This window comes from Bradyrhizobium tunisiense (genome assembly GCF_042263385.1).
Taxonomy (GTDB): domain Bacteria; phylum Pseudomonadota; class Alphaproteobacteria; order Rhizobiales; family Xanthobacteraceae; genus Bradyrhizobium; species Bradyrhizobium tunisiense.
Genome location: NZ_JBHLEV010000003.1, coordinates 772,038 through 783,686 on the forward strand (window position 1 = coordinate 772,038; position 11,649 = coordinate 783,686).

Genomic DNA, 11,649 nt, shown 5'->3' on the forward strand with positions numbered 1-11,649 from the left:
CTCATGGAGAGGGTAGACACGCATCCCAGCCATCAGCGATTGGCGGTGGCCTGGCCGCCGCTTGCATCGTAATCAGCACGTCGCGGCAATCTGCCGCGCCGGGATCGTTGCATTGAACAAGCCTGTCGTCGTCTCCGAGGAAACGCTGACCGAGCCGGTCGTCGTCGCTGACGTGGCACCCGCCGCCAAGGCGGCAGGGCCGGCCTATGTCGTGCTCGCCGGCATCAGCGTCTCGCACTTCCTCAACGATACCATGCAGTCGTTGATCGCGTCGGTGTATCCGATCCTGAAGGACACCTACGCGCTCGACTTCGCGCAGATCGGCATGATCACGCTGGCCTTCCAGTTCACCGCCTCGCTGCTGCAGCCGGTGGTCGGGCACTACACCGACAAGAAGGCGCAGCCCTATTCGCTGGCGATCGGCATGGCCTCGACCTTCTTCGGCCTCTTGCTGCTCAGCGCCGCGCATCAATATCTCGTCATTCTCGTTGCGGCCGCGCTGGTCGGTCTCGGCTCTGCGGTGTTTCACCCGGAGTCCGCACGCATCGCGCGGCTCGCCTCCGGCGGTCGCTACGGTTTTGCGCAATCGGTGTTCCAGCTCGGCGGCAGTTTCGGCACCTCGATGGGACCGGTGCTGGCGGCGCTGATCGTCGTGCCGTTCGGGCAGGGCAGCATCGCCTGGTTCTCCTCGATCGCGTTCCTGGCGATCCTCATCCTCTGGCGCATCGGCCGCTGGTATGCGCCGCAGATCAAGGCGAAGAAGTCGGTGGCGCTTCAGTCCCATCCCGACGCGCCGAGCCCGCGACGCGTCGCCGTTGCGCTGCTCGTTCTGGTCGCGCTGCTGTTCTCAAAGCAGCTCTACGTGTCGAGCCTGTCGAGCTACTATATCTTCTATCTGATCGACCGCTTCGGCGTCTCCACGCAGGCGGCGCAGATGTATCTCTTCATCTTCCTCGCGGCGAACGCGGTCGGCGCGTTTCTGGGAGGTCCCTTGGGCGATCGTTTCGGCCGCAAGATCGTGATCTGGATTTCGATCCTGGGCGCGTTGCCGTTCACGCTGGCGCTGCCCTATGCCGGGCTCGCTGCGAGCGCTGTGCTGTCAGTCGTCATCGGCTTGATCATCTCCTCGACGACGTCGTCGATCATCGTGTTCGCGCAGGAGCTGGTGCCACATCGCTTCGGCATGATCTCCGGCGTGTTCTTCGGCGTCGCCTTCGGCATCGGGGGGCTGGGAGCTGCCGTGCTCGGCAAGCTCGCCGATCACACCTCGATCGAGTTCGTCTACCAGGTCTGCGCCTATCTGCCGGCGATCGGCCTGCTTGCGGTGTTTCTGCCCAGGCTGCCCCGGCACACCCGTTAACAAATCCTGCTTCGCTGCATTGCGGCTTCATCAATCGTTAGCAATTGCGGCGCGCGACCGCCGCATTTTTGCAACGCTCCAGCCGCATCCGCGTGTGAGGTGAGAAAAAATCAACCTTAAAAATTAGGGTTAAGTGGCGCTTAAACATTTGCTGGCATCGTCCCTCCGTGAGTTTCCAGAACGTGAGGCCTGCGTATTTGCCTCACCGGCCAAAAGGACGAAGCCAATGCGTAGCGTTAAGTCTCTCCTTGCCGCGGGTGCGGCAACCCTGATCTCGTCGATGGCGTTCGCCGCCGATATGCCGATCGCGGCGCCCCCTCCCATGTACGCGCCGCCGGCTCCGCCCGCCGATTTTGGCGGCTGGTATCTCCGTGGCGATATCGGCATGACCAACCAGAGCGCCAAGCGCATCGAGAGCGCCCTGCCGGCTGGATATTCGAAGACAACCGAGGGCGTCGGCTTTGACTCCTCGCCGCTGTTTGGCCTCGGCGCCGGCTACCGCTTCAACAACTGGTTTCGTGCCGACGTGATCGGCCAGTACCGCGGCAAGGCTAACTTGCACGGCAGCGACAACGTGGTTGGACCCGGCTTCGTCGGCGTCAACAATTACAGCGGCAGCAAGTCCGAGTGGGTCGTCATGGCCAACGCCTATGTCGATCTCGGCACCTGGTGGTGCATCACTCCGTTCATCGGCGCGGGTGTCGGTGGCTCCTACAACAAGATCAGCGGCTTCCGCGACGACGGCGTGTCCTACAACCCGCTGCTCAACAACAGCGTTGCCTACTTCGGCGACCACGGAAAGTGGAACCTCGCCTGGGCCGCTCACGCCGGTCTCGCCTACAAGGTCAATCCCGGGTTCACCGTCGAACTCGCCTACAGCTACATGAACCTCGGCGACGCGGCGCCCGGCAACTACCGCTTGTTCGACAACAGCGCCTCGGGCCCGACGTCGATCAAGATCAGGGACATCACCTCGCACGACGTCAAGATCGGCGTCCGCTGGGATCTCAACAGCCCGCCGGCCTACATGCCGCCGCCGCTGGTCACCAAGGGCTGATCGAAACTTCGATCGGTTAGGACTTCTTAACGGCGCGGGATCATCCCGCGCCGTTTTGCTTTGCGGATTTTTCATGGCCTGGTCGCGACGAAGGCGGCCGGCGCAACCATTGGTTAAGGTTAACAGGCGATGATCATCGCAACAGTTCGAGTCCGATGGAGCGTTGCGATGCGTAGGCTGATCTTGGCGGCAGCGATGTTGGGGACGGTGTCTGCCGCGCACGCGGCCGACATGCCGGACCTGCCGATTCTGCGCGGCGGCTTTACCGACGGTCTGTCGAAGTCCTCAGTCAATTGGGAAGGCTTCTATGTCGGTGGTCAATTCGGTTTCGCCACGTCCGAGATGGACTTCAGCCGCGCCCCGAAATCGATGACGGATTTCATGCTGCGCGACAGCATCCTGCAGGCGCCGGTTGGTGGTTGGTCGCTGCTGCCGAAGAACCACGTTCAGGGCACGGGATTCGGTGCCTATGTCGGCCGCAATTGGCAGTTCTATGACGCCGTGATGGGCGTCGAAGCCAACTACAGCTACATGAACAATCACGGGAGCAGCGCGAGCGATTCCATGACGCGGTTGATCCCAGGTGAAACCGCGCCTACGAATCACGTCTACACCTACGATACGACGCTCGGCGGCGGCGCCGCGTTGCAGCTCAAGGACTATGCGACCTTCCGAGGTCGGGTCGGATGGTCCGGCGGAGACTTCATGCCTTATGCGTTCGGCGGCCTTGCGATCGGACGCGCCGATGTGTCGAGGTTCGCGACGGTGTCGTATCTGAAATACGACGACTTTACGGATCCGAACACCGGCGTCACGACGCGTACGACCATCGACTCAGGTACGATGACGCAGACTGAGCGGCGTGCGAACAGCTTCATCTACGGATGGACGGCGGGCATCGGTATCGAATACGCTCTGCTCGACTGCTTGATCCTCCGCGGCGAGTGGGAGCATGTCGGGTTCTCGAACGCCAAGAACATCTCGGTCAACTTGAACAATTTCCGCGTGGGTGCCGGCTACAAATTCTAAGCCCGCGTTCGCAGCCGGTTGACACAGCTTCGTCGTCCTGATGCTCTGTCGCTGCAAAGCGGGGCGGCAGCGATGAAGATCTACGGCGACAGCAATTCCGGCAATTGCCTCAAGGTGAAGTGGGTCTGCGACAAGCTCGCATTGCCCTATCAGTGGATCGAGATCGACACCCGCAAGGGCGAGACCCGCACGCCGCAATTCCTTGGGATGAACGGCGCCGGCCAGGTGCCGACGATCGCCTTCGACGACGGCCGCGCGCTGGCGCAATCCAATGCCATCATCCGCTATCTCGCCCGCGACAGCGCGCTCGTTCCGCGCGATGCCTTCGCTGCGGCCAAGATGGATGAATGGCTGTTCTGGGAGCAGTACAGCCACGAGCCCTACATCGCGGTGTGCCGCTTCGTCCTCGTCTATCTCGGCAAGGATGCGTCCGAGCTGGATCCCGAGAAGGTGAAGCGCGGCTATGCGGCGCTCGACCGCATGGAGCAGCATCTGGCGGCCAGCAGCTTCTTCGCCGGCGAGGAAGTTTCACTCGCCGATGTCTCCCTGCTCGCCTATACCCGCGCGGCGCATGAAGGCGCCTTCGACCTCGGCCGTTATGCTTCCGTCCGCCGCTGGATCGGCGAAGTCGAAGCGTTTCTCGGCCTTCCGCCGGCGCACTGAGGTGGAGTTTTCGCGATGAGCGCCGAGTCCGTCTCCATTCGCCGCGCGCGCCGCGACGACGTTCCCGCGATCGTGGCGATGCTCGCCGACGATCATCTCGGCCGCGGGCGCGAGCGTGTCGAGGATCCGTTGCCCGCTGCCTATTACGACGCATTCGCGCGGGTCGCGCGTGATCCGAATCTGGCGCTCGTGGTGGCCGAGATCGAGGGCAGGGTGGTCGGCTGCCTGCAACTCGCTGTCCTGCCGGGCATCAGCTCGCAAGGCGGCGTGCGCGGCCTTCTCGAAGACGTGCGGGTTGCCACGGATTGTCGCAGCCGCGGGATCGGCGAGCGCTTGGTGCAGTGGGCAATCGCGGAAGCAAAGGCGCGCGGCTGCAGCCTGGTCGAATTGCTGACGCATCAGACGCGCGTCGATGCGCAGCGATTCTACAAGCGGCTCGGATTCACAGCGAGTCACGTCGGCATGACTGTCCGCTTTTGAGCCAGTTGCTTGCGGGCCTTGCGCAATCAACAAATTCAGATCGCGCATTCGTTCATGTTAAGAGGCGGTAAACTACCCGTCGGTCGTTCACGTTGATGAAGGAACGATCGGTGCTACGGCGGCATCTAGCCACCGGGCTCGGCTCGGTTCGGGGATTTCAATGACAAGCTATTCGATGGTCAAGGTCGGCAACGACTATGTCGTGCAGGCTAATGACCAGTGCATTTTGAAAGTCGGCAGCCGCCGCAAGGCGGCGCAATTGATCAGTGAAGCCACGGACTTGCTCAATGCGCTCGCCGTCGTTGAATCCCCTGGTATCGCAGCGGAATCACCGTCAAGCCGCCGTGAGGCGCCGGAACTTCCTTGACTGCCCCTCCCGATTCCCGTATCAGCCGCGGCGGGACACCTCCCCCCAACGGGAGGCTTACTATCTGGAAGGGTAGATCATGACTGTAGCGAAGCCCGCTTCGCGGCCGAACGTGCCGCATTTCTCCTCCGGCCCCTGCGCCAAACGCCCCGGCTGGAACGCACAAAATCTCAAGGACGCAGCGCTCGGCCGCTCGCATCGCGCGAAGGTCGGCAAGACCAAGCTCAAGCTCGCGATCGATCTGACGCGCGAAGTGCTCGAGGTGCCCGCCGATTACCGCATCGGGATCGTGCCGGCATCCGATACCGGCGCGGTCGAGATGGCGCTGTGGTCGCTGCTCGGTGCACGGCCCGTCACCACGCTCGCCTGGGAATCCTTCGGCGAAGGCTGGGTCAGTGACATCGTCAAGGAATTGAAGCTCAAGGACGTCACCAAGCTGAACGCGGCTTACGGTGAGATTCCCGATCTGTCGAAGGTCGATCCCGCGAGCGACGTCGTCTTCACCTGGAACGGCACCACCTCTGGCGTGCGCGTGCCGAACGCCGACTGGATCAAGGCGGATCGCGAAGGCCTGACCATCTGCGACGCGACGTCGGCTGCATTCGCCCAGCCGCTCGACTGGGCCAAGCTCGACGTGGTCACCTTCTCCTGGCAGAAGGCGCTCGGCGGCGAGGCTGCGCACGGCATGTTGATCCTCTCGCCCCGCGCCGTGGAGCGGCTCGAGACCTACAAGCCGGCCTGGCCGCTGCCAAAGATCTTCCGCATGACCAAGGGCGGCAAGATCAACGAAGGCATCTTCGTCGGCGAGACCATCAACACGCCGTCGATGCTCTGCGTCGAGGATTATTTGGACGCGCTGAACTGGGCCAAGTCGATCGGCGGCCTCAAGGCGCTGATCGCGCGTGCCGACGCCAACACCAAGGTGCTCGCCGACTGGAAGGCGAAGACGCCGTGGATCGACTTCCTGGCCAAGGATGCCGCGATCCGCTCCAACACCTCGGTGTGCCTGAAGTTCACCGATCCCGCCATCACCTCGCTCTCCGAGGACGCGCAGGCCGACTTCAGCAAGAAGCTGGTCGCGCTGGTCGAGAAGGAAGGCGCCGGCTACGACTTCGCCTATTACCGCGACGCGCCGGCCGGTCTGCGCATCTGGTGCGGCGCCACGGTGGAGGCCAAGGACGTCGAGCTGCTGACGCAGTGGATCGATTGGGCCTTTGCCGAGACCAAGGCCGCGCTCGCCAAGGCGGCCTGAGTTCTTACCCTCCCCTGGAGGGGGAGGGTCGACGCACCGTTAGGTGCGGCGGGGTGGGGTGATCTCTCCACACGGCGCACCGGCAATTTTCTTTGTTGCAGCTTCACCCCACCCCGGCGCTTCGCGCCGACCCTCCCCCTCCAGGGGAGGGTGTGAAGGAAAACACCCCCCATGACCAAACCCAAAGTTCTCATTTCCGACGCGCTCTCCCCCGCCGCCGTGCAGATCTTCAAAGACCGCGGCGTCGAGGTCGACTTCCAGCCCAACCTCGGCAAGGACAAGGACAAGCTCGCCGAGATCATCGGCAACTATGACGGCCTTGCGATCCGCTCCGCGACCAAGGCGACCGCCAAGATCCTGGAGAAGGCGACCAACCTCAAGGTGATCGGCCGCGCCGGCATCGGCGTCGACAATGTCGAGATCCCCGCCGCCACGGCCAAGGGCATCATCGTGATGAACACGCCGTTCGGCAATTCGATCACGACTGCCGAGCACGCCATCACGCTGATGCTGGCGCTCGCCCGCGAGATCCCGCAGGCCGACGCCTCGACCCAGGCCGGCAAGTGGGAGAAGAACCGCTTCATGGGCGTCGAGATCACCGGCAAGGTGCTCGGCGTCGTCGGCTGCGGCAATATCGGCTCGATCGTGGCCGACCGCGCGCTCGGCCTGCGCATGAAGGTGATCGCGTTCGATCCGTTCCTGTCGCCCGAGCGCGCCAGGGACATCGGCGTCGAGAAGGTCGAGCTCGACGATCTGCTCAAGCGCGCCGACTTCATCACGCTGCACACACCGCTGACCGAGAAGACGAAGAACATCATCGATGGGGCCGCAATCGCCAAGATGAAGAAGGGCGTGCGCCTGATCAACTGCGCCCGCGGCGGTCTCGTCGACGAGCAGGCGGTGGTCGATGCGCTCAATTCCAAGCACATCGCCGGCGCCGCGTTCGACGTCTTCGTCGAGGAGCCCGCCAACAAGAACGTGCTGTTCGGCCATCCCAACGTGATCTGCACGCCGCATCTCGGCGCCTCCACGACGGAAGCGCAGGAGAACGTCGCGCTCCAGGTCGCCGAGCAGATGTCGGATTACCTGCTCACCGGCGCGATCTCGAACGCGGTCAACTTCCCCTCGATCACTGCGGAAGAGGCGCCGAAGCTGAAGCCGTTCATCTCGCTCGCCGAGAAGCTCGGCTCGTTTGCCGGCCAGCTCACCGAGAGCGGCATCCTCAAGGTCGAGATCACCTATGAGGGCCACGTCGCCGAGATGAAGATCAAGGCGATCACCTCCGCCGTGCTGTCGGGCCTGCTGCGGCCGATGCTGGGCGAGGTCAACGTGGTGTCGGCGCCCGTCGTCGCCAAGGAGCGCGGCATGGTGGTGGACGAGATCGTCCGCGCCGCCCAGAGCGACTATGAGAGCCTGATCACCGTCACCGTCACCACCGAACGGCAGGAGCGGTCGGTCTCGGGCACGGTCTATGCCGACGGCAAGCCGCGCCTCGTCGACATCAAGGGCATCCGCGTCGATGCCGAGTTCGGCAAATCGATGATCTACGTGACCAACGAGGACAAGCCGGGCTTCATCGGCCGGTTCGCGAGCCTGCTCGGCGACGCCAAGCTCAACATCGCGACCTTCCATCTCGGCCGCGTCGCGCCCGGCAGCGATGCCATCGCGCTGGTCGAGGTCGACGGGGCAGTGCCGCCGGATCTGCTCGCCAAGGTGCAGGCACTGCCGCAAGTCAAGCAGGCCAAGGCGCTGACGTTCTGATCAACTCTCACCTTCGTCATGGCCGGGCTTGACCCGGCCATCCACGCCTTGCTCGCGGAACGAAGAACGTGGATGCCCGGGACAAGCCCGGGCATGACGAGCGGATAGAGTGACGCCCGCATCCAAATTCCGACCCGCGGAACATCGCCGCCTCCTTACCGGAGGCGGCGATTTTATTTCTCCCTCAGCCTTCCAACTTTGTGTACCAATGGCGTCAGGACGCTCCGTTCAAATCGTTCGACAAGGGAGAAAACACATGCGTGAAGCCGTCATCGTTTCCTATGCGCGCACGGGCCTCGCGAAGTCAGGCCGCGGCGGGTTCAACATCACGCCGCCGATGTCGCTCGCGGCCCATGCCATTCATCACGCGGTCGACCGCGCCGGCGTCGAGAAGGATTACGTCGAGGACTGCTATCTCGGCAATTGCGCCCATGGCGCGCCGAATATCGGCCGTCAGGCCGCGCTGCTCGCGGGCCTGCCGAAGACCACGGCCGGCGTCTCGGTGAACCGTTTCTGCTCCTCGGGACTGCAGACCATCGCGATGGCCGCCAACTCGATCCGCTCGGACGGCGCCGACTGCATCGTCGCCGGCGGAGTCGAGAGCATCTCGATGCCGGGCGGCGGCACGCCGAAGGAATCGATCGATCCTGAATTGCTCAAGGTCGCGCCTGATATCTTCATGGCGATGATCGACACCGCCGACATCGTCGCCGAGCGCTACAAGCTCAGCCGCGAATACCAGGACGAGTTCTCGCTCGAATCGCAGCGCCGCATGGCGGCATCGCAGCAGGCGGGCAAGTACAAGGACGAGATCGTCCCGATGAAGACCAGGATGAAGGTCGTCGACAAGCAGACCAAGGCGGAGTCGATCGTCGATTACGTCGTCGACCGCGACGAATGCAATCGCCCCGAGACCACGCTGGAGGGGCTCGCCAAACTCGAGCCGGTGAAGGGCCCCGGCAAGTTCGTCACCGCCGGCAATGCCAGCCAGCTCTCGGACGGCGCCGCCGCCGTCGTGCTGATGGAAGCCAAGGATGCCGAGAAGCGCGGCCTCAAGCCGCTCGGCCGTTTCGTCGCCTGGGCGACCGCCGGTTGCGAGCCAGACGAGATGGGCATCGGTCCGGTGTTCGCGATTCCGAAGCTGCTCAAGCGCACCGGCCTCAAGGTCGACGACATCGATCTGTGGGAGCTCAACGAAGCCTTCGCCAGCCAGTGCCTGTACTGCCGCGACCAGCTCGGCATCGACCCCGCCAAGTACAACGTCAATGGCGGCTCGATCGCGATCGGCCATCCTTTCGGCATGACCGGCGCCCGTCTCACCGGCCACCTGCTGCAGGAAGGCGCGCGCCGCAAGGCCAAGTGGGGCGTGGTGACGATGTGCATCGGCGGCGGCCAGGGCGGAGCCGGGCTGTTCGAAATCTATAGCTGAGACGATCCGCTTTCCAAGGCGAGACGACAGGAAGCACGGCGCCCGCAAGCGCCGTGTTTCTTTTTTGGAACCGGCTTGTGCATCTCACCGTGCACAAGGGCGAGCGCTGTGGCGAATACACGTATTCGTACGTGCCCGCAAATTAACGGAAGCTTTCACCCCTTGGGGCTTCATCAACCGCATTTGCCACCATCGGGTTTATCAGATGCGGTTCCTTTCCCTCCGTCTCACTCACAAGATCACGGCAATCGGCGTGATCGGCGTCGTTGGCGTCGTCCTGATCGGCGGCATCCATCTCTATGGCGAGCGCGCGATGGCGGTCTATCGCGATGCGGCCGAGAACGCGCGCACGATCCAGGAGCTGAACAGCAGGATCGCGATCGAGCTGCTCGAGGCTCGCCGCGCCGAGAAGGATTTCCTGCTACGCAATGATGCCGGCAAGGCGCAGCGCCAGGTCGAGATCGGCAGGGAGGTTGCCGTCGACATCGAGAAGATGCGCGGCAGGATCGCCGCGCTCGGCAAGCCCGACCTGGTGCGCCAGATCGACGCGATGAATGCCTCGCTGAGGGATTATCAGGCGCAGTTCACCGCCGTGGTCGAGACCAAGCAGCGGCTTGGGCTCGACGAGAAGTCCGGCCTCGAGGGACGCCTGCGGGCCTCCGTGCACGACATCGAAGCCAGGGTCGATCAATTGCACAATGCGCCGCTCCGCGTGACCATGCTGATGATGCGCCGTCACGAGAAGGATTTCATGCTGCGCCGCGACGCCAGATACGGCGCGGATATGAAGAAGCGCGCGGGCGAGTTTCTCTCGGGCCTCGATGCTGCCGATATGTCGGATGCCGCGAAGACGGAGCTGCGCGCGAAACTTGCCGATTATCAGCGTGATTTTTCCGCCTGGATGGACGCAGCGCTCACGCTCGCGGCCCGGCAGAAGGCGATGTCCGAGGCGTTCGCCGCCGTCGAGCCGGTCATCGAGCAGGTGTCGAAATCGGTCGATGGGATCCGTGTCGAAGCCGACCGGCTGAACGATGTCGAGCGCGACGGCATTCAATGGTGGATCGGCGTCGCCATCGCGCTGATTGCATCCGGCGTGCTCGGCCTCGGCGTGTTCATCGGGCGATCGGTCTCGAGGCCGCTGTCCGCGATGCGCGCTGCGATGATCGAGCTCGCCAACGGCAATTTCGCCGTCGTTCTGCCGGGGCTCGGCCGTCCCGACGAAATCGGCGAGATCGCGCAAGCGGTCGAGACGTTCAAGATCAATGCCGAGCGGAAGGCGCAGGAAGAAGCCGAGGAGAAGATCAGGCAGGACAAGCTCGCCGCCGAGCGCCGCCGCGCCGACATGATCAGGATGGCCGATGATTTCGAGGGCGCGATCGGCGAGATCGTCGAGACGGTGTCATCCGCCGCCAACGAGCTCGAGGCCTCGGCCACGTCCCTGACCACCACCGCCAGCCGCTCGACCGAGCTTGCCACGCTGGTGGAGGCTGCCTCGGAAGAAGCCGCGACCAACGTGCAGTCGGTTGCTTCCGCCGCGGAGGAGCTCACGGCCTCCGTCAACGAGATCAGCCGGCAGGTGCAGGCCTCCGCCCGCATGGCCGGCGAGGCCGTCAGCCAGGCCGGGCAGACCAATGATCGTGTCGGCGAATTGTCGAAGGCGGCCGCCCGAATCGGCGACGTGATCGAGCTCATCAACGCCATCGCGGGCCAAACCAACCTGCTGGCGCTGAATGCCACCATCGAGGCCGCCCGCGCGGGCGAAGCCGGGCGCGGCTTTGCCGTGGTGGCCTCGGAAGTGAAGGCGCTCGCCGCGCAGACCGCGAAGGCGACGGGCGATATCGGTCAGCAGATCTCGAGCATCCAGATCGCGACGGAGGATTCGGTCGGCGCCATCAAGTCCATCGGCGGCACGATCGAACGGCTGTCGGAGATTTCCTCCACCATCGCCGCCGCGGTGGAAGAGCAGGGCGCCGCGACCAGCGAGATCTCGCGCAACGTCCAGAACGCCGCCGCCGGCACCACCCAGGTCAGCGCCAACATCAGTAGCGTGCGCCAGGGCGCGACCGAGACCGGCTCGGCCTCCTCGCAGGTTCTCTCCGCAGCGCAGTCCCTGTCGAACGACAGCAGCCGCCTGAAGATCGAGGTCAGCAGGTTCCTGGATACGGTGCGCGCGGCGTAAGCAACGTCCCAACCGGTCGTCATTCCGGGGGGCGCGGAGCGACGAGCCCGGAATGACGGCTTGGGCGTTTGA

10 protein-coding genes are annotated in these 11,649 nt (G+C 64.0%); all 10 read left to right on the top strand.

What is annotated here, in order from left to right; genetic code table 11:
• Positions 1–112: 112 nt before the first annotated feature.
• The 10 genes from ACFDR6_RS16990 to ACFDR6_RS17035 all read left to right on the top strand — a co-directional run bounded on the left by ACFDR6_RS16990 (position 113) and on the right by ACFDR6_RS17035 (position 11,577).
• A complete protein-coding gene (locus tag ACFDR6_RS16990; protein WP_212080398.1) occupies positions 113–1,360 on the top strand; it encodes an MFS transporter in 1,248 nt (415 codons plus the stop codon).
• A gap of 226 nt (positions 1,361–1,586) precedes the next feature.
• Complete coding sequence (locus ACFDR6_RS16995; protein WP_375858915.1) at positions 1,587–2,417, top strand: outer membrane protein; 831 nt, start codon at positions 1,587–1,589, stop codon at positions 2,415–2,417.
• A gap of 168 nt (positions 2,418–2,585) precedes the next feature.
• Positions 2,586–3,446, top strand: a complete 861-nt coding sequence (locus ACFDR6_RS17000) for an outer membrane protein (protein WP_375858916.1) — start codon at positions 2,586–2,588, stop codon at positions 3,444–3,446.
• Positions 3,447–3,518: 72 nt separating this feature from the next.
• Positions 3,519–4,109, top strand: a complete 591-nt coding sequence (locus tag ACFDR6_RS17005) for a glutathione S-transferase family protein (RefSeq protein WP_375858917.1) — start codon at positions 3,519–3,521, stop codon at positions 4,107–4,109.
• Between the two features lie 15 nt (positions 4,110–4,124).
• Positions 4,125–4,589 carry a GNAT family N-acetyltransferase gene (locus tag ACFDR6_RS17010; protein WP_212080405.1) on the top strand — a complete coding sequence of 155 codons (465 nt, stop codon included), beginning with the start codon at positions 4,125–4,127 and terminating at the stop codon, positions 4,587–4,589.
• A gap of 160 nt (positions 4,590–4,749) precedes the next feature.
• A complete protein-coding gene (locus ACFDR6_RS17015) occupies positions 4,750–4,956 on the top strand; it encodes a hypothetical protein (RefSeq protein WP_212080406.1) in 207 nt (68 codons plus the stop codon).
• A gap of 79 nt (positions 4,957–5,035) precedes the next feature.
• A complete protein-coding gene (locus ACFDR6_RS17020; protein ID WP_375858918.1) occupies positions 5,036–6,208 on the top strand; it encodes a phosphoserine transaminase in 1,173 nt (390 codons plus the stop codon).
• Between the two features lie 171 nt (positions 6,209–6,379).
• The gene (gene serA / locus ACFDR6_RS17025; protein ID WP_212080410.1) at positions 6,380–7,969 is read left to right on the top strand and encodes a phosphoglycerate dehydrogenase; all 1,590 of its coding nucleotides are present in this window, start codon (positions 6,380–6,382) and stop codon (positions 7,967–7,969) included.
• A gap of 256 nt (positions 7,970–8,225) precedes the next feature.
• The gene (locus tag ACFDR6_RS17030) at positions 8,226–9,398 is read left to right on the top strand and encodes a thiolase family protein (RefSeq protein ID WP_212080412.1); all 1,173 of its coding nucleotides are present in this window, start codon (positions 8,226–8,228) and stop codon (positions 9,396–9,398) included.
• A 205-nt stretch (positions 9,399–9,603) separates the two neighbouring features.
• Positions 9,604–11,577 (top strand): methyl-accepting chemotaxis protein, encoded by a 1,974-nt coding sequence (locus ACFDR6_RS17035; protein ID WP_375858919.1) that lies wholly within the window; start codon positions 9,604–9,606, stop codon positions 11,575–11,577.
• Positions 11,578–11,649 lie beyond the last annotated feature (72 nt).

Excerpts from the sequence above, each read along its gene's own strand:
- ACFDR6_RS17035 (WP_375858919.1), top strand. The coding sequence starts at position 9,604 with ATGCGGTTCCTTTCCCTCCGTCTCACTCACAAGATCACGGCAATCGGC.
- ACFDR6_RS16995 (WP_375858915.1), top strand. The coding sequence starts at position 1,587 with ATGCGTAGCGTTAAGTCTCTCCTTGCCGCGGGTGCGGCAACCCTGATC.
- serA (WP_212080410.1), top strand. The coding sequence starts at position 6,380 with ATGACCAAACCCAAAGTTCTCATTTCCGACGCGCTCTCCCCCGCCGCC.
- ACFDR6_RS17005 (WP_375858917.1), top strand. The coding sequence starts at position 3,519 with ATGAAGATCTACGGCGACAGCAATTCCGGCAATTGCCTCAAGGTGAAG.
- ACFDR6_RS17000 (WP_375858916.1), top strand. The coding sequence starts at position 2,586 with ATGCGTAGGCTGATCTTGGCGGCAGCGATGTTGGGGACGGTGTCTGCC.
- ACFDR6_RS17030 (WP_212080412.1), top strand. The coding sequence starts at position 8,226 with ATGCGTGAAGCCGTCATCGTTTCCTATGCGCGCACGGGCCTCGCGAAG.
- ACFDR6_RS17020 (WP_375858918.1), top strand. The coding sequence starts at position 5,036 with ATGACTGTAGCGAAGCCCGCTTCGCGGCCGAACGTGCCGCATTTCTCC.
- ACFDR6_RS17010 (WP_212080405.1), top strand. The coding sequence starts at position 4,125 with ATGAGCGCCGAGTCCGTCTCCATTCGCCGCGCGCGCCGCGACGACGTT.
- ACFDR6_RS17015 (WP_212080406.1), top strand. The coding sequence starts at position 4,750 with ATGACAAGCTATTCGATGGTCAAGGTCGGCAACGACTATGTCGTGCAG.